The organism is Janthinobacterium salmonicoloratum (assembly GCF_051380845.1).
Classification (GTDB): domain Bacteria; phylum Pseudomonadota; class Gammaproteobacteria; order Burkholderiales; family Burkholderiaceae_D; genus Janthinobacterium; species Janthinobacterium lividum_F.
In genome coordinates this window covers 311834-327765 of the sequence record NZ_JBNYXV010000005.1, presented here as the reverse complement: position 1 = coordinate 327765, position 15932 = coordinate 311834, and the positions used below count along the sequence as shown (strand labels likewise).

The window sequence follows — 15932 nt, the reverse complement described above, 5'->3', positions numbered from 1 at the left end:
TAATGAGTACCTCCAAAAAACCATTGGCCATAGTCGCCGCTGTCATTGTTCTGGCCTTCGTGGGCTGGGGCCTGTACCAGGCCTTCCAGCCGCAGCGCCTGCCGTTGCAGGGACAGATGGATGCGCAGGAAGTCAATGTCTCGTCGAAAGTGCCGGGCAGGGTGGGCGAGCTGTACGTCAAGCTGGGCCAGACGGTACCGAAAGGCGAGCTGCTGTTCCAGCTGACGAGTCCGGAAGTGGACGCGAAGATCGCGCAAGCGACGGCCGCCACGCAGGCGGCCGATGCCGTGGCGAAAAAGGCGGAGGCCGGTGCGCGTCCGGAAGAAATCGCCGCCGCCAAAGCCAACTGGGAGCGGGCGCAAACGGGGGCGACCATCGCCAAAACCACGTATACCCGCGTCAACAACATGTTTGAACAAGGCGTGATCGCCCAGCAGAAACGTGACGAGGCGCAAGCGCAATGGCGCGCCGCCGACCAGCTGGCGCAGGCTGCCCGCGCGCAATATGATATGGCGCAAAAGGGCGCCCGTCCGGAAGACAAGACGGCCGCCGCCGCCCAGGCGCGCCAGGTGGGCGCCGTGTTGACGGAAGCGCAGATCGCCCTGGCGGAAACGAAGATCGCCGCGCCGGTGGCGGGCCAGGTCAGCAAGATCCAGATACAGCCGGGCGAACTGGCGCCGCAAGGTTTTCCCGTGATTACCCTGGTGAACCTCGACGACGCCTGGGCCGTGCTGCAGGTACGCGAAGATGAAATGGCGGCGTTCAGCATGGGCAGCACGCATACGGCCAACGTGCCGGCGCTGAAACAGCAGCTCAGCTTCAAGGTCAGTTCCGTGGCCGTGCTGCCTGATTTCGCCACGTGGCGCGCGGCGCGTCCGGGCGGCACGGACTTGCGCACGTTTGAAATCCGCTTGCGCCCCGCCATCAAGGTCGAGGGCTTGCGTCCGGGCATGTCGGTCGTGTTTCCACCGCTCTGATAGCCGATGAGCGAAGCGGATAAAGAGCCGGTTTCAGCGCTGGCGCGCGAGTGGCGGCGCTTGCGCGGCGACTTCTGGGACTTCGGCATGCTCAGCTGGATTCCCGTCGTGCTGTGCGGCATGTTGTGGCTGGTGTTTTCGGCCGGCATCGCGCGCGACTTGCCCATCGTCGTCATCGATAACGACAATTCCACCTTGTCGCGCCAGCTCACGCGCTGGCTCGACGCCTCACCTGGTATCGAGGTGGCGGCGAAAGTGGCATCCAGCGACGAAGCCCTGCACCGGCTGCGCGAGCGCACGGCGTTTGGCTATCTGCTGATCCCGAACGATTTCGAACAGAAACTGCTGGGGGGCCGGCAAGCCACCGTGCAATGGCTGTACAACGCGCAGTTTTCCTCGCACGCGGGCGCCTTGCTGCGCGATGTGCGCACGGTCAGCACGACCTTGTCGGCTGGCATCGAGATGACGGCGAGGATGAAAAAGGGCGTGTCGGGCGTGCAGGCGGCGGCCCAGTTCGAACCGATCCGCACGACCTTGAACAGCCTGTATAACGACAACGTCAGCTATGAAGCGTTTTTAACCTTGGCCCTGATGCCGGCCATGCTGCAGATTTTCATCGTCGTCGCCGTCGTCACGAGTATGGGACGCGAGTTGCGTGACGGCACGGTGCCGCAATGGCTGGCCTCGGCCCATGGCAGCTGGCTGCGCGCCGTCGGCGCCAAGCTGCTGTTTCCCCTCATCGCCTACTGCGCGTTGGCGCTGTTGTACTTGCTGTTCTTCAGCCTGGCGCGGGACTGGGCCGTGGCGGGCAGCTTGCCGGCCTTGCTGCTGAGCATGCTGCTGCTGGTGCTGGCCTATTGTGGCCTGGCCACCCTGCTGATCGCCGCCACCCTGTCCCTGCGCCTGGCCCTGTCGGGCGCCGCCTTCATCACGGCGCCGGCCTTCGCGTTTGCGGGCCAGGCATTTCCCTTGATGGCCATGCCGGCGCCGGCCCGCGCCTGGGCGGAAGCCTTGCCGCTCACGCATTATCTGCAACTGCAAACCAAATACTGGCTGGCCGGCGCGCCGTGGCGCTATGGCGTGCAGGAAATGCTCATTTTGGCTGGCTTTGCCGTCGGCTGCAGCGCCGTGGGCGTATTGCTGCTGGCGCGCCGCGCGAATGCGCCTGCCGCCTGGGGGCGCACATGATGTGGCCGGCCTTTCTCGCCACCTGGCGCGCCATGCTGACGGACAAGGGCGCGCTGACCTTGCTGTTCATCGGCGGCATCATCTATTCCTTCTTTTATCCTTTGCCGTACTCGACGGAAATTGTCCAGCGCGTGCCCGTGGCGGTCGTCGACCAGGATCGCAGCGCCATGTCGCGCCAGCTGACGCGCTTTGCCATGGCCCATCCTTCATTGCAAGTCGTGGCCGTCACGCCGGACTTGCCCGTCGCGCAAGATTTGCTGTGGCGCGACAAGGTCATGGGCGTATTGATCCTCCCCGCCGGCTTGCAGACGGACGTGCTGGCCGGCCGCGCCGCCCATGCCCAGGTGGCGGGCAATGGCTTGTATCTGATGCTCAACAAGGTGGCCTTGAATGGCCTGGCTGAAGTGGTAGGCACCGTGTCGGCCGGTATTGAGCTCAAGCGTTTGGGCGCGGGAACACCGTCCACCGTCCAGGCCAACCAGCAGCGTTCGCCCATCGCCTTTGACGCCGTGCCCCTGTTTAACGTCAAGGAAGGCTATGGCGCCTATGTCGTGCCGGGCGTGGCCACCTTGATCGTGCAGCAGACCTTGCTGATCGGCATGACCATGCTGTTCGGCACCTGGTACCAGCGCAAGAGTTTTCCCCTGGCGGGCAAGCGCACGACGGGAGGCTATGCGGGCATGCTGCTGGCGTTTGCCTGCGTGGCGTTCCTCAACTGCTGCTATTTCTTCGGCTTTGTCTTCTGGTTCCAGGATTACCCTCGTGGCGGCAACTTCGGCGGCATGCTCTTGCTGCTGGTGCTGTTCTCCTTGGCGGAAGCGGCCTTCGGCATGCTGCTGGGCATGCTGTTCCGCACGCGCGAACGGGGCACGCAGCTGATGATCGCCACCTCGATGCCGGTGCTGTTCCTGGCTGGCCTGACCTGGCCCGTGTCGTCCATGCCCGTCGTGCTGCAATGGCTGCGCTGGCTGCTGCCATCCACGGCCGGCATCCAGGGCTTTGTCGCGCTCAACCAGATGGGCGCCTCGCTGTATGAAATCCGCCATGAAGTGGCGGGCTTGCTGTGCTTGCTGGTGGCCTGCGTGGCGCTGGGCTGGTGGCGCTGGCGCGCCGAGGTGCCAGCGCCCATCATCAAACAAGGATAACCATGATACCTGGGAAAGAGCTGGAGCCCCAACTGGCTGTGGCGGAAGAAAGGTATGCCACGATTTTGGCATCGATACAGGCTTATGCGCAGTTCTGTGACGCACATGGCGACGACGACAACGCCGAATACGACAGACTCGCGGATCGATTACAGGTACTAAGCGGAAAAGATATCTCCCGCTTCAATTTGCGCGAATGGTGGGAAGAGGAGGGCGCGGAAGTGCTGGCGTTCAGGATCGCCTTGCCCGACCCCGTGAAACTTGACGGCGTCAGCAGGCCGGACATCGCGCACATCGTTGCAAGGATAGGCCGCTTCGAACTGCAAGAGAAAGACGCAAGCGAACCAGGCTTCCAGCAGACATTCAGCGCCTTTCTTGATGACTACTACCACGCCTGGTTGAAGCTGCACTGCAAGACCTACAACTACAAGAAAATATTTGGTGCGCACAATGACAAGGACGGGAAGCGCTTGTGCTTGACCGACGACGAGAAGGTTGACCTGCTCTGGCCGCATCGCTAGCAACGGAATCCATGATGCGTACACCATGCAAACCTGGCAGACCAGGGCGGTGGCGTGCTGTCGTGGTGGGTCAAGGCCGGCTCACAATCGCTTGCTCTGCAATGCCGTCAGCAGCAGCTGGCAAAAACCGTCACGCACCGGGTCGGGCAGCTTGTCATTGGCCCTCAGCAGGCTGGCGACACGGGGCAGCGGTGCCAGCCGTTCCAGTGCCGCATGCCGGTGTATGCCCTGGTCCAAGTTGCGTTCATTGACCACCGCCGTGCCCAAGCCGGCGGCAATTGCGGTCAGCATGCCCGCCACCGACGGGCATTCCAGGCCCACGCTCCAGGCCATGCCGACCTGACCCAGCTTTTCCTCGGCCAGCCGGCGGTAAAAGCAGTGCGGCCCGTAGGTGATCAGTTTGACGGTCTCCCCCGGCCAAGTCTGCTCTGCCGTGGCGGTGCACCAATGCAGCGTTTCTGTCCATAACAGCGTGTCGCCCGGCACCACCGTGCCGGCAAAATCCTGGTGCAAAATCACATCGAGCACGCCGTCGGCAAAGCGTTCGCGCAATACCTGGCTTTGCTCCACCACCAGCTGCACGTCCACCTTGGGGTGGTGATGCGAAAACTGCGACAGCACCGCACACACGTCCGTCAATGAAATCTGCTCCGTCACGCCGATGCGCAGCCGGCCGTGCATCGCCGATGGCGAAAAATGGGCGATGGCATCATCGTGGGCGTCGACAATGTTCACCGCATGCCGCAGCAGCACGGCTCCCTGGTCGGTCGTGCCAAACAGCCCACCGCTGCGCGCCAGCAGCTGGCAATCGAGCTGCTGCTCCAGCCGCTTGATTTTCCAGCTGACGGCCGACTGGCTCAGATGGAGCAGGCTGGCGGCCTGGCTCATGCTGCCGGTTTGTACCACTGCCCTGAACACACGCAGGGCGTCGACGGATAGGCGCAAATTCATGGGTTATGACAAAAGTTGGATTAAAGTTCAAGAGAATGTCACTGGCGTCATGCTGAGTCTAGCCTTAGCCTTCAGGTTCTGCAAACAAAAGGACATCTGATGACGTATCAAGAACCGCTGTTGAATGGCCACGCCCTGATCCACGGCCACCGTATCGCCACCGGCATCCATGGCGCAGGCACGCCGCTGGTGCTGGTGCATGGCACGCCGGCGCACAGCATTATCTGGCGCGAACTGGTGCCGCTGTTCGTTGATGCCGGTTTCCACGTGCACCTGTATGACTTGCTGGGCTTCGGACGGTCGGAGCGACCCGTTGACGCCGATACCTCGGTGGCGGCGCAAATGACCTTGCTGGCGGCCTTGCTCGACCACTGGCAACTACCCACCACCCATTTGTTCGGCCACGATATCGGCGGCGCCATTGCGCTGCGCCTGGCGTTCGGCCACGCGGCGCGCCTGCGCAGCTTGAGCATCGCCGACGCGCCCAGCTACGATTCCTGGCCATCGCCCACCTGGAAGCATATGCGCGATGAATTCGCCGGGTGTGCTTTGATGCCGGCCAGCGAGCATCGCAGCACGATGGCGCGCCAGCTCGGCATGGCCGTATTTCACAAGGACAGGATGCAGGGCGAGCTTCTGCGGTCTTACCTTGAGCCGCTGTGCGGCGTGGTGGGCCAGCCCTCGTTCTATCAGCATCAGGTTGCGCACTATAACGGCTGCTACACCATGGACTTTGCCGAAAAATTACCATACTTGAAGATGCCGGTGCAGATATTATGGGGCCGGCAGGACGAGTGGCAGCCGGTGGCCTATGCCCATCGGCTGCAGCGCGATATTTCTGGCGCCAGCTTGCATCTGTTTGACGAGGCCGGGCACTTCCTGATGGAAGACGCGCCATTGCCCGTCGCTGCACAAGTCATCGCGTTTGTACATCACACAGAGAGGAATAGACCATGATATTGATCGGAATGCTCGATTCGCCCTACGTCCGGCGCGTTGCCATTGGTATGAAAGTGCTGGGCCTGGAACATGAACACCGGCCTCTGTCGGTGTTTTCCGATTTCGACAAGGTACAGAGCATCAACCCGGCCGTCAAAGTGCCGACCCTGGTCACCGACGACGGCCAGGTGCTGATGGAATCGAGCCTGATCCTGGCGTATCTGGAAGAACTGGTCGCGCATGCTCCCCGCATCAGGCAGGAACCGGGGCCGGCCCGCCTGCGCGCGCTGTGCCAGACCAGCTATGCTTTGGCAGCCTGCGACAAAGCCGTGCAAATCGTTTATGAGCGGCGCTTGCGCCCGCAGGAAAAACAGCACCAGCCTTGGCTGGACCGAGTCCAGCTGCAGTTGCATGGGGCCTGGAAGCAGCTGGAAGCATCGTTGCGCGAAGAGACGCCGGACTGTTTGAGTGTTGCCGGCATCACCATCGCAGTGGCATGGAGTTTTGCGCAACAATTGGTGCCCGACGTGATGGCGGACAGCGACTATCCGGCCGTGGCCGCGCTGACGGCGCTGGCCGAGCGGCAGCCGGTGTTTCTGGCCACGCCGATGGCGGGCTGAGTTGCCGGGCTGGCCGGCGGCGTGTAGCTCACGCAGCAACTGGGCCTGGAACGGGTCGGCCAGCGGCCATTTTCGGATATGCATGTAAAGGAGCAGCGCGCTATTATGATCGCCAGCGGCAGGCAGTGCGCCTGCGCGCGCAGCTGGCGAACTGAACAATGCTAGCTGGTACTTTATGTAATAATTTTACTTACGTGACCCCAGCAAATGGCTGGGTTTGAAATTACTGATTTTCTGAAAATTGTCCATGGCTTTCAACCTCTTCCAGCGCCTGTCCCAAGCACCTACAAAGCCCAAAGCGGCGCCCGCCGCGCGGCAGTTCGACGTGGCGGACTTGTACCAGGGACCCATCGCGCTGGGAGCAGAAGGCGAGGCGCAAGCGCGGCCTTTCGATGAAAAGCTGCGCCAGGCCTATTTCTGGATCGTCAATCACGCCATCATCAGCCCCCATTACGACATCGAATACAACGATGGCCCGTCGCAGACGTATTCCGTTGGCGACAGCCGGCGCACCCTGAATTTACCGTCGGCGCAAAGCTATTCCAGTTTTATTTTGCTGCCCTTGCTGACCTTTGCCACGCGCCGCAAATGCCTGTTCGTCGGCGGGCCGGGGCGGGGCAAGACGGCCAGCGCCCTGCTGATGGGGGTGCTGGCCGGTTCGACCGTCAAGGAAGTCAAACGGGCCATGCAGCATGGCCACCCGCAGATGACGGTGGCCGATTTGCTTGGCAATCCGCTGCCGGCCGACCTGGTGAACGCGCAAAGCATGGACGAGATCCGCATCGCGTGGCGCGCCTGGCTGGGCATGCGCGTGAAAATCGTCGATGAATACAACCGCATCCCCACGCGCACGCAAAGCGCGCTGCTCACCGTCATGGGCGACAATTACGCGGAAGTGCTGAACCATATTTACGAATGCCCGGAAGCGGCCTGGTATTTGACGGCCAACGACGACCAGGGCGGCGGCACGTATCAGGTGATCGAAGCGCTGCGCGACCGGGTCGACGTGACGGTGCAGGCGCTGGCCTTCAACCCGCGCTTCCTGAACGAACTGCTGCTGCGTGTGGAAGAAAACGTGCGTCCCGAAGAACTGGTGCCGCCCGAGATCATCTTCACGGAAGGCGAGGTGGACCAGATCGGCGAATCCATCCGCCAGGTGGCCATACCCGACGCCGTGCGGCGCCGCCTGGAATTCTTCGCCAGCCAGTTCGAGCTGTTCGAGACGGCCGGCGGCCAGTTCGAATACATGACCAAGGATACGGCCCGCCTGGCCGGCGCCGACCGTGGCGCCGCGCAGGCGGCCGACAATGGGCGCGACCGCCTGAAGGACCTGGGTTGCCAGACCCTCAACGGCATCTCCGTGCGCACCCTGATGGCGCTGCTGATCTACGCCAAGGCCATGGCCTACTTCCGCGGCAACGGCGAGGTGGAGCTGGAAGACTTGCGCCAGGTGCTGCCGTTCGTCTTGCATAACAAGCTGCAGCCGGACCCGGACGCACCCTTTTTCGCGCTGCCGGAAAACGCCGCCTACCGCAGCGACAGGCTGGGTTGGCTGCGCCGTTTGTTCGATTTGTCGAACGATGAATTCAACCGCCTGGACCTGGACCGAGATGATCCCGTCGGCGTGCTGTCGGCCGAATTCGACCTGGGCCTCGATGGCGTCAGCGAGCGCGAGACCCTGGCGCGCCTGAACCGCATCGAAAAGCTGATCGGCGAACGCACCAAAGGGCGCAAGCTGTATGGCCCCCTGTACGACGACCTGCTCAAGCTCAAGTACCTGCATCAGCGCTATACGAATTACCGCAGCTGGCTGCGTTCGCAATGAGCGTCCTGCATTGTCAAGGCTTCCTGGAAGCGCTGGCCATGCTCAATGGCGAGGCGAGCGACTTGTGCGCGAGCTACGAGTTGCAGCGCCTGCCTGACGCGCCGGACCTCGCCACGGCGCTGGGCTTGCGCGTCGAAGATTATGCCTTGCACGTCATCGAACCTGGACGCGACTTGCCGGCAGCCCTGTGGCACGTCAATGCGGCGCCGTGCGGGCGCGCGCACCTGGAGCAAGTGTGCCAGCGCTGGTTTTTCTCGTCGCAGCACATGCAGGCGGCGCCACCCGGGCGCTTTCGCACGCAACTGGTGGCCGCGTTCCTGGCGTCGCTCGACGGCGCGCTGGGCGGATTTTCCCTGCACACAGTGACGATGAGGCCGCCCTCCGGTTTCTGGTACGCCATCCACTGGGACGAGATCGCGTTCGAACTGGGGGATGAACGCTATCTGCTGCACTTCTCGCACAGCGATTGAGGAGCGGTGATGATCTCTCCTTCCTTTGCCTCGATACTTGCCAGCGGCCGCGCCCAGTTCAATGCGCGCGCACTGGAAGCGCGCCGGCGCTTTCCCTCGCTCGACATGGCCGCCTTTGGCGCCTTTTTGCACGATGGCGTCGATCCGCTGGTGGTGGCCGTGGCCGCCGCTGCGCCCGAGCGCGCGGGCGGCGTCACCCTGGCCGCCTATGACATGGCCCTGGAACTGGTGGGCCATGGCCTGGCCGGTCCGGCGGCGAAAAATCCCTTCCTCAATAGCGTCTGGCGCGAACTGGCGCCATCGTTTGCGCCGCTGCTGGCGACGGCCCCCATCGAGGTGCTGGGTATGCTGAGCAACGCCGCCATCCACCTTGGCGCCGTGGCGGGAGCGCGTCCCGTGCAGTGGCAGACCGGGATGGCCGCCGTGGCGCCGCAAGTCGGCAGCGTCGCGCAGCTGCGCGCCGTGGGCCAGGTGCTGGCCTGGCGCGCCGGCGTCGCGCATTTCCGCCAGGGCGCGCTGGCCGCCGCCGACACCTTGCCGCAAGCGCTGGCGCTGGCCGCCTTTGGCGAGCCGGGCGCGCAATGGCCGCAGGTGCATGCACAGTTGCTGGCGAATCCCTGGCGCGGCAATGCCGATGGCAGGGAGTTCGGCAGCTTCAGCGGCCTCGGTGGCGATTTCGGCACGCCGCCACAGGTACGTGCCACGGCAGACGGTTGCGGCTTTGCGGTACGCAGCGCCGAACGCCACTACCTGCTGGTGGCCGACGCCTATGGCACCGTGCTGCACAGCGCCACGGCGCAGGAGTTCGAGCAGGCGCCAAACGAGCTACCGTCGTCCGTGCGCCTCGATGGGGCGACCGTGCATATCGGCGCGCGCAGCATCGCGCTCGATGTGCCGGCCGGCGACATCGCCCTTGCCGCCAATGCGCACACGGTTGCCATCACGTCGCCCTGGACGCACGCGATCCGCCTGCTGCCGCTCGCATGAAGAAGGCCACCGACACCGCGTTGATCGACGCCTGGCGCGCCGCCTGGCCCGAGGCCCTGGCCGTGTGGAGCAAATTTACGCGCTTGCGCGACCCGAGCCTGTGCGCCAGCCGCGTCGAGGCCAGCAAGCAGGGCTTGTCCGGCAGCTTTGCCATGATCCGTTTGCTGGACCAGAGCGTCGTGGTGGACTTGCCGCTGGTGACAGAGCTGGGCCTGGACGACTATGCGCTGGAAGTGCTCGCGCATGAAATCGGCCACCACATCCTCGCGCCCGGCAGCGCCAGTGACCAGTTCCGCCTGCTGGCGCGCATGCGCCGCGCCTTGCCCACCCTGGAACAGCACGCACCGATGGTGGCCAACCTGTACACGGACCTGTTCATCAACGACCGCTTGCAGCGCCAGGCGAACCTGCGCATGGCCGACATCTACCGCAAGCTGCAGCAGGGACGCACGGCGCAAGCTGACGCCAAAGGCAGCGGCGGCGTATGGACCTTGTACATGCGCATCTATGAAAACCTGTGGCAATTGGAGAAGGGCGAGCTGGGCGGCGGCCAGGCCGATGAGCGCCTGGACACGGACGCCTGGCTCGGTGCGCGCCTGATCCGCGTGTATGCGAACGACTGGATGCTGGCGGCGGGCCGCTTCGCCACCTTGCTGCTGCCTTATCTGGTGGAAGACACGGATGCCTTGGGTCACAGTCTTGATCCCAGCCGCTACCTGCTCGATACGCGCGACGCGGCCCGTGGCTGCCAGACGTATGGCGCGCAGCAGATCGAGGATGACGAGGAGGACGGCGCCATCCATCCCGTGCACGACAAGCGCATCTCCGGCCTCGATGGCGAGGAGCCGCAAGCCGTGGCGCCGGCCAGGCCGGGTGGTGGCCAGTTGCGCGAACCGTTCGAGCTGGGCGACATTTTAAAGGCCTCGGGCGTGGACCTGAGCGACCATGAAATCGCCATCCGCTACTACCGCGAACGGGCCTTGCCGCACCTGGTGGCGTTTCCCAGCCGCCCCGCGCCCGAATCGCAGGAGCCGCAGATGGAAGGGCTGGAAGCATGGGAAATCGGCGACCCGCTGGAAGACATCGACTGGCTGCAATCCGTGATGCAGTCGCCGCGCCCCGTGCCGGGCGTGACCACGGTGCGCCGCGTGTATGGCCGCGAACCGGCGCGCGCCATCGATGCCGTGCCCGTCGACCTGGACATGTACGTGGACAGTTCCGGCTCCATGCCGAACCCGCAGGCGCACACCTCGTTCCTGACCCTGGCTGGCGCCGTCATCGCCTTGTCCGCCCTGCGCGCTGGCGCGAAAGTGCAGGTGACCCTGTGGAGCGGCAAGAATGAGGTGGTGCAGACGCCAGGTTTCGTGCGCGATGAAGACATGATCCTGGGTGTGCTGACGGATTTTTTTGGCGGCGGCACCTGTTTCCCCATCCACTGCTTGCGCAAGACCTATGCGGGCAAGCGCGAGCGGCCCGCGCACATTTTGATGATTTCCGACGATGGCATCACCACCATGTTCGACAACGATGAACTGGGCAACAGCGGCTGGGATATTTCCGCCAAGGCGCTGGCCCAGGGCGGCGCGGGCGGTACCATGGCCCTGAATCTGGAGCGCGACTGGGATGGCGCGGCGGCCAACAAGTGGCTGCAGAAAACCTATGACGACCTGAAACGCGCGCGCCGCGAACAGGGCTGGGATATCCACGCCGTCGAGCGCTACGAGGACTTGCTGGACTTTGCGCGGGCGTTCAGCCGGCGCCACTATATACAATCATGATATGCACACTCCCGGTCCCCACCTCGAAACCCTGACCCACCGCCTGGCCGACACGCCCGTCGAATTCCTCGCCGAGCCCCGTATCGTCGGCGTCGCCAATGCGCAGGCGGTGGCGGTTGCCGCGCTGGTCAACGACATCCTGCTGCTGCATGGCGCGCGCGCCCCGGCCGCGTCACTGCAGGGTTTTATCGGCGCGCAAGTGAAGGCGGACCGCAACCGGCTGGCGCTGGCCATGATCCTGTGCTGGCTGCTGGCCGACGACTGGTTTACCGGGCAGCAGCTGCCGCAGCACGATTTATTGCAGTTGCTGGGTGAGGCGGCGCGCGAACTGGCCGCCGCCACGCCCGCCCACCAGTTTACGCAAGACCCCGAGCGGCGCGAGGAACTGGCGCGTATCGTGCTGGCGCGCCTGGGATTTCGGCCGCGCGACGAAAGCGTGGCGCAGGCTACGGACAGATTGTCCGCCATCAGCGGTACGGAGCGCCGGCGCCTGCTCGAAGCGAGCCGGCTGGCCGAACAGCGCGCGCGGGAAATCCGCGAGGCGTTGGCGAAAAAGGCGGCCGAGGAATCGGCCGACAAGTGGTCGCGCGAATGAGCGTGGACGTCAATCTGCCTGGCGGCGCCTGGGAATCGGACCGCGACTACTGTCCCACCCTGACGCAAACGGGCGCGCGCATGCTGGAAAAACTGCGCAGCCATCCTGCGGCGCCCGTTTATCGCAACCGCAGCGGCAACAAGCTGCAGGCCGGGGAAGTGGCGGCGCTGCGCGCCTATGAGCAGGAAGTCATGGAGGCGGCGATCGGCTGGAGCGATGCCGCGCCGCCGCCCTGGCTGGCGGATTTTCTCAAAACGGTCTACGCCACGGTGCCGCATTACCGCGCCTGCGGTTCGCCGCCCGCCCGCCTTGCCGACGTGGCGCCCATCAGCCGCGCCGAACTGGCGCACGATATCGCTGCCTTCGTGCCCGACGATGCGGACCTGGCGCGCATGATCAATTTCCAGACGACGGGCACCACGGGCCATCCGCTGCTGATCGCTTCGCACCCGCTGGTGGCGGGGCGCTACCTGGCCTTCCACAAGCGCGCGCTGCGCCGCTTCGGCGTCACCCTGCGCCATGGCGCGGGGCAGGTGGGCGTCATGCTGCTGGGGTATCAGCGCCGCTGCTTTACCTACGTTTCCGTCACACCCACGATGAACGAATCGGGCCTGGCGAAGATCAACCTGCATCCGGACGACTGGCGCGACCCTGGCGACCGCGCGCGCTACGTGGACGCCATGGCGCCCGAGCTGATCGCGGGCGACCCCATCTCGTTTGCCGAGTTGCTGACCCTGCCCATGACGCACAAGCCGGCCGCGCTGCTGTCCGTCTCGATGATGCTATTGCCCGGTATGCGCGCGCGCCTGGAACAACGCTTCGACTGTCCCGTGCTCGACATCTATTCGCTCAATGAAGTGGGACCGGTTGCCGTCTACGACGAACAGGCGGGTGGCCACGTGCTGCTGCAGCACCGGCTGTACGTGGAAATCCTCGATAGTGCGGGCCAGCCCGTGCCGGATGGGGGACGCGGCGAAATCACCGTGACGGGCGGCTTCAATTTTTGCCTGCCGCTTGTGCGCTATCGCACGGGCGATTACGCCTCGCTCGCGCATGGCCCGCACGGCCCTGTACTGGTGGGCCTGGCCGGCCGCAGCCCCTTGCGCTACAAGACGATCAAGGGCGAATGGATCAACAATATCGACATCACGCATGCCTTGAAACCGCTGGCCATCGCCCTGTTCGGCGTGCACCAGCATGGCGATGGCGGCATTGCGCTGCGCCTGGCGCCGGGCGCCATGCCGCAAGCCGATCAGGCGCGCGCCTTGCTGGCGCCCTTTTTCGGCGCCATTACGGTCGAGACTTTACTGGCGGAAGACAAGATCATTCAATACACCTCGGATTTGCAGGAAGCAGCAGCATGAACCTTTATAAACGCGGCCTCGTGGTGGGCAAATTTTGCCCGCTGCACAAGGGCCACGAACTGTTGATCAATCGTGCGCAGGAGGCCTGCGAAGAGCTGCTGCTGGTCAGCTACACCAAGCCCGAATTTCCCGGCCTGGAACCGGCGCGCCGGGAACGGTGGTTGCGGGCGGAATTTCCCCAGGCTGTGATCGTCGTGCTGGACGATGCGCGCCTGGCCGCCCTGTGTGCGGCGCGCGGCATGCCGGCGCGCGTGCTGCCGCACAACGACGCCGATGGCGACGAGCACCGCCACTTCATGGGCTGGCTGTGCTGGACGCTGCTGGACTTGCCCGTCGATGCCGTCTTCACCAGCGAGGATTACGGTCCTGGCTTTGCGCGGGTGCTGGAACGCCATTTTGCAAGCGGGCCGGTGGCGCACATGAGCGTGGACCAGGCGAGAACTGTGGTGCCCGTATCGGGCACCAGGGTGCGGCAAGACCCGCATGCGCACAGCGCCTTCCTGTCACCCATCGTGCGCGCCGATTTCGTCATGCGCGTGTGCGTGCTCGGTGGCGAATCGAGCGGCAAGACGACCTTGACGCAGGCGCTGGCGCGGCATTTCGAGACGGAATGGGTGGCTGAATATGGCCGCGAACTGTGGGAAAGCCAGGATGGCGTGCTGGCCTATGATGATTTGCTGAAGATCGGCCGGGAACAGCTGCGGCGCGAAGCGCAGGCGCTATTGGCTGCACGGCGCTGGCTTTTTTGCGATACATCGCCCATGACGACGTATTTTTACTGCGTCGAGATGTTCGGCAGGGCCGAGCAGGAACTGGCGCAGCTGGCCGAACACCGCTACGACCTGGTGCTGCTGTGCGCCCCCGATTTCCCGTTCATCCAGGACGGCACGCGCCGCGACGAGGATTTCCGTGCGCGCCAGCATGCCTGGTATCAGGCCGAGCTGGCGCGGCGAGGGATCGCTTTTGTCAATGTGTCAGGTTCGGTGGCCGAGAGGGTCAAACAGGTGGCACAAGTGTTGGCGGCCGCATGATGCGGTGGCCGGGTCCATCGCCGTGGCGGCGGAGTAGCGCTCGAAGCACTGGCGCTCGTCCCGGCATTGCGCATTGCCTGATCCGGATTGCTATCTTGCCGGCGCAGGCGCATGGCAACAGGTAGGGGAATTCATGCCGTCGATGATGGCATGAAGACCCCTGCGGGCGGCTTGAGGCAGGTCCTCAGGCCGCGTTCAAGGCCTGTTCCAGATCTTCGCGCAAGTCGTCGATATGCTCGATGCCCACGGACAGGCGCAGCATGTCTTCGGACACGCCCGCCTTGGCCAGTTCTTCGGGATTGAGCTGGCGGTGCGTGGTGGAGGCCGGGTGGGTGGCCAGCGACTTGGCGTCGCCGATATTGACCAGGCGCGTGAACAGCTGCAGGGCGTCGAGCACGCGGGCGCCGGCCGCGCGTGGATCCTCGCCGGCGGCCAGTTTCAGGCCGAAGGACAGGATGCCCGAGGCGCGGCCGTTCATGTATTTTTTCACCAGCGCGTGGTCCGGGTGGTCTTCCAGGCCTGCGTAGTTGACCCACGCGACTTTCGGATGCTGTTTCAGGTGTTTGGCCAGGGCCAGCGTGTTGTCGCAGATGCGGTCCATGCGCAGGGCCAGGGTCTCGATGCCCTGGATCAGCTGGAAGGCGCTCAAAGGCGAAATCGCCGCGCCCATATTACGCAGCGGGACGACTCTGGCGCGGCCGATGAAGGCGGCGGGGCCGAACGCTTCCGTGTAGACGACGCCGTGATACGACACGTCCGGTTCGTTCAGGCGCTTGAAGCGTTCCTTGTGTTCGGCCCATGGGAACTTGCCGCTGTCGACGATGGCGCCGCCCACGGTGGTGCCGTGGCCGCCCAGGTATTTGGTCAGCGAATGGACGACGATGTCGGCGCCGTGCTCGATGGGGCGGAATAAATAGGGGCTGGGCACCGTGTTATCGACGATCAGCGGGATGCCGTGCGCGTGCGCGATTTCGGCCAGTTTCGCTACATCGGTGACATTGCCCAGTGGGTTGCCGATCGATTCGCAGAAGATGGCCTTGGTGCGCGCATCGATCAGGGCGGCGAAGGTCTCGGGCTGGCGCGCATCGGCGAAGCGCACTTCGATGCCGATCTGCGGCAGGGTGTGGGCAAACAGGTTGTAGGTGCCGCCATACAGCTGGCTGGCGGAGATGAAATTGTCGCCCGCTTCGGCGATCGTCTGGATCGCGTAGGTGATCGCCGCCATGCCCGAGGCGACGGCCAGCGCGGCCACGCCGCCTTCCAGCGCCGCGACCCGCTTTTCCAGCACGTCCTGCGTGGGGTTCATGATGCGTGTGTAGATATTGCCGGCGACCTTCAGGTCGAACAGGTCGGCGCCATGCTGGGCATTGTCGAAGGCGTAGGCCACCGTCTGGTAGATGGGGACGGCGGCGGCCTTGGTGGTCGGGTCGGGGGTGTAGCCGGCGTGCACGGCCAGGGTTTCGATTCTCATGTGGTCTCCGGTTCGAATGGTCTGCGATGGTGAAATCCGCAGCCATTGTGCCATGCGCCCGTTAGCTCGA

The 15932-nt window shown here is 64.4% G+C and carries 15 protein-coding genes; 13 read left to right on the top strand and 2 right to left on the bottom strand.

The features are described from left to right. Positions 1 to 2: 2 nt before the first annotated feature. The 4 genes from ACQ4WY_RS22950 to ACQ4WY_RS22935 are packed head-to-tail and all read left to right on the top strand — an operon-like array spanning position 3 to position 3831. Complete coding sequence (locus ACQ4WY_RS22950; protein WP_099387282.1) at positions 3 to 977, top strand: HlyD family secretion protein; 975 nt, start codon at positions 3 to 5, stop codon at positions 975 to 977. 6 nt (positions 978 to 983) lie between these two features. Then, positions 984 to 2165, top strand: a complete 1182-nt coding sequence (locus ACQ4WY_RS22945; protein ID WP_436506060.1) for an ABC transporter permease — start codon at positions 984 to 986, stop codon at positions 2163 to 2165. After that, positions 2162 to 3310: an ABC transporter permease gene (locus tag ACQ4WY_RS22940; RefSeq protein ID WP_436506059.1), complete on the top strand. Its 1149-nt coding sequence runs from the start codon at positions 2162 to 2164 to the stop codon at positions 3308 to 3310. Before ACQ4WY_RS22945 ends, ACQ4WY_RS22940 begins: the two co-directional genes overlap by 4 nt. Positions 3311 to 3312: 2 nt before the next feature. Continuing rightward, on the top strand, positions 3313 to 3831 hold the full coding sequence (locus ACQ4WY_RS22935) for a hypothetical protein (RefSeq protein WP_436506058.1): 519 nt from the start codon (positions 3313 to 3315) through the stop codon (positions 3829 to 3831). An 81-nt stretch (positions 3832 to 3912) separates the two neighbouring features. On the opposite strand, the gene ACQ4WY_RS22930 is transcribed toward ACQ4WY_RS22935, so the two are convergent. Next, positions 3913 to 4782: a LysR family transcriptional regulator gene (locus ACQ4WY_RS22930; RefSeq protein ID WP_436506057.1), complete on the bottom strand. Its 870-nt coding sequence runs from the start codon at positions 4780 to 4782 to the stop codon at positions 3913 to 3915. 99 nt (positions 4783 to 4881) lie between these two features. On the opposite strand from ACQ4WY_RS22930, the gene ACQ4WY_RS22925 reads away from it, so the two are divergent. The 9 genes from ACQ4WY_RS22925 to ACQ4WY_RS22885 all read left to right on the top strand — a co-directional run bounded on the left by ACQ4WY_RS22925 (position 4882) and on the right by ACQ4WY_RS22885 (position 14391). Then, positions 4882 to 5739 (top strand): alpha/beta fold hydrolase, encoded by an 858-nt coding sequence (locus ACQ4WY_RS22925; RefSeq protein WP_436506056.1) that lies wholly within the window; start codon positions 4882 to 4884, stop codon positions 5737 to 5739. Beyond that, on the top strand, positions 5736 to 6341 hold the full coding sequence (locus ACQ4WY_RS22920) for a glutathione S-transferase (protein WP_436506055.1): 606 nt from the start codon (positions 5736 to 5738) through the stop codon (positions 6339 to 6341). The genes ACQ4WY_RS22925 and ACQ4WY_RS22920 overlap by 4 nt, the downstream gene beginning before the upstream one ends. Positions 6342 to 6588: 247 nt before the next feature. Then, positions 6589 to 8166, top strand: coding sequence for an AAA family ATPase (locus ACQ4WY_RS22915; RefSeq protein ID WP_436506054.1), 1578 nt, complete (start codon positions 6589 to 6591; stop codon positions 8164 to 8166). Next, positions 8163 to 8636, top strand: coding sequence for a hypothetical protein (locus ACQ4WY_RS22910; RefSeq protein WP_436506053.1), 474 nt, complete (start codon positions 8163 to 8165; stop codon positions 8634 to 8636). The genes ACQ4WY_RS22915 and ACQ4WY_RS22910 overlap by 4 nt, the downstream gene beginning before the upstream one ends. Before the next feature lie 9 nt (positions 8637 to 8645). After that, positions 8646 to 9623: a hypothetical protein gene (locus ACQ4WY_RS22905; protein WP_436506052.1), complete on the top strand. Its 978-nt coding sequence runs from the start codon at positions 8646 to 8648 to the stop codon at positions 9621 to 9623. Beyond that, positions 9620 to 11401: a vWA domain-containing protein gene (locus ACQ4WY_RS22900; RefSeq protein ID WP_436506051.1), complete on the top strand. Its 1782-nt coding sequence runs from the start codon at positions 9620 to 9622 to the stop codon at positions 11399 to 11401. The genes ACQ4WY_RS22905 and ACQ4WY_RS22900 overlap by 4 nt, the downstream gene beginning before the upstream one ends. A gap of 1 nt (position 11402) precedes the next feature. Continuing rightward, positions 11403 to 11996: a hypothetical protein gene (locus tag ACQ4WY_RS22895; RefSeq protein WP_436506050.1), complete on the top strand. Its 594-nt coding sequence runs from the start codon at positions 11403 to 11405 to the stop codon at positions 11994 to 11996. Then, entirely contained in the window at positions 11993 to 13360 is a 1368-nt protein-coding gene (locus ACQ4WY_RS22890; protein ID WP_436506049.1) for a phenylacetate--CoA ligase family protein, read from the top strand. The genes ACQ4WY_RS22895 and ACQ4WY_RS22890 overlap by 4 nt, the downstream gene beginning before the upstream one ends. Next, positions 13357 to 14391 (top strand): AAA family ATPase, encoded by a 1035-nt coding sequence (locus ACQ4WY_RS22885; RefSeq protein WP_436506048.1) that lies wholly within the window; start codon positions 13357 to 13359, stop codon positions 14389 to 14391. Before ACQ4WY_RS22890 ends, ACQ4WY_RS22885 begins: the two co-directional genes overlap by 4 nt. A 184-nt stretch (positions 14392 to 14575) precedes the next feature. Here the strand turns inward: ACQ4WY_RS22885 and ACQ4WY_RS22880 are convergent, their stop codons facing one another. Further along, positions 14576 to 15862, bottom strand: coding sequence for an O-acetylhomoserine aminocarboxypropyltransferase/cysteine synthase family protein (locus ACQ4WY_RS22880; protein ID WP_353657852.1), 1287 nt, complete (start codon positions 15860 to 15862; stop codon positions 14576 to 14578). Positions 15863 to 15932: the final 70 nt, after the last annotated feature.

Bases quoted from the DNA above. Each gene is read 5' to 3' on its own strand.
- ACQ4WY_RS22905 (WP_436506052.1), top strand. From the start codon at position 8,646: ATGATCTCTCCTTCCTTTGCCTCGATACTTGCCAGCGGCCGCGCCCAG.
- ACQ4WY_RS22945 (WP_436506060.1), top strand. From the start codon at position 984: ATGAGCGAAGCGGATAAAGAGCCGGTTTCAGCGCTGGCGCGCGAGTGG.
- ACQ4WY_RS22910 (WP_436506053.1), top strand. From the start codon at position 8,163: ATGAGCGTCCTGCATTGTCAAGGCTTCCTGGAAGCGCTGGCCATGCTC.
- ACQ4WY_RS22880 (WP_353657852.1), bottom strand. From the start codon at position 15,862: ATGAGAATCGAAACCCTGGCCGTGCACGCCGGCTACACCCCCGACCCG.
- ACQ4WY_RS22895 (WP_436506050.1), top strand. From the start codon at position 11,403: ATGCACACTCCCGGTCCCCACCTCGAAACCCTGACCCACCGCCTGGCC.
- ACQ4WY_RS22925 (WP_436506056.1), top strand. From the start codon at position 4,882: ATGACGTATCAAGAACCGCTGTTGAATGGCCACGCCCTGATCCACGGC.
- ACQ4WY_RS22930 (WP_436506057.1), bottom strand. From the start codon at position 4,782: ATGAATTTGCGCCTATCCGTCGACGCCCTGCGTGTGTTCAGGGCAGTG.
- ACQ4WY_RS22935 (WP_436506058.1), top strand. From the start codon at position 3,313: ATGATACCTGGGAAAGAGCTGGAGCCCCAACTGGCTGTGGCGGAAGAA.
- ACQ4WY_RS22890 (WP_436506049.1), top strand. From the start codon at position 11,993: ATGAGCGTGGACGTCAATCTGCCTGGCGGCGCCTGGGAATCGGACCGC.
- ACQ4WY_RS22885 (WP_436506048.1), top strand. From the start codon at position 13,357: ATGAACCTTTATAAACGCGGCCTCGTGGTGGGCAAATTTTGCCCGCTG.
- ACQ4WY_RS22920 (WP_436506055.1), top strand. From the start codon at position 5,736: ATGATATTGATCGGAATGCTCGATTCGCCCTACGTCCGGCGCGTTGCC.
- ACQ4WY_RS22900 (WP_436506051.1), top strand. From the start codon at position 9,620: ATGAAGAAGGCCACCGACACCGCGTTGATCGACGCCTGGCGCGCCGCC.
- ACQ4WY_RS22915 (WP_436506054.1), top strand. From the start codon at position 6,589: ATGGCTTTCAACCTCTTCCAGCGCCTGTCCCAAGCACCTACAAAGCCC.
- ACQ4WY_RS22950 (WP_099387282.1), top strand. From the start codon at position 3: ATGAGTACCTCCAAAAAACCATTGGCCATAGTCGCCGCTGTCATTGTT.
- ACQ4WY_RS22940 (WP_436506059.1), top strand. From the start codon at position 2,162: ATGATGTGGCCGGCCTTTCTCGCCACCTGGCGCGCCATGCTGACGGAC.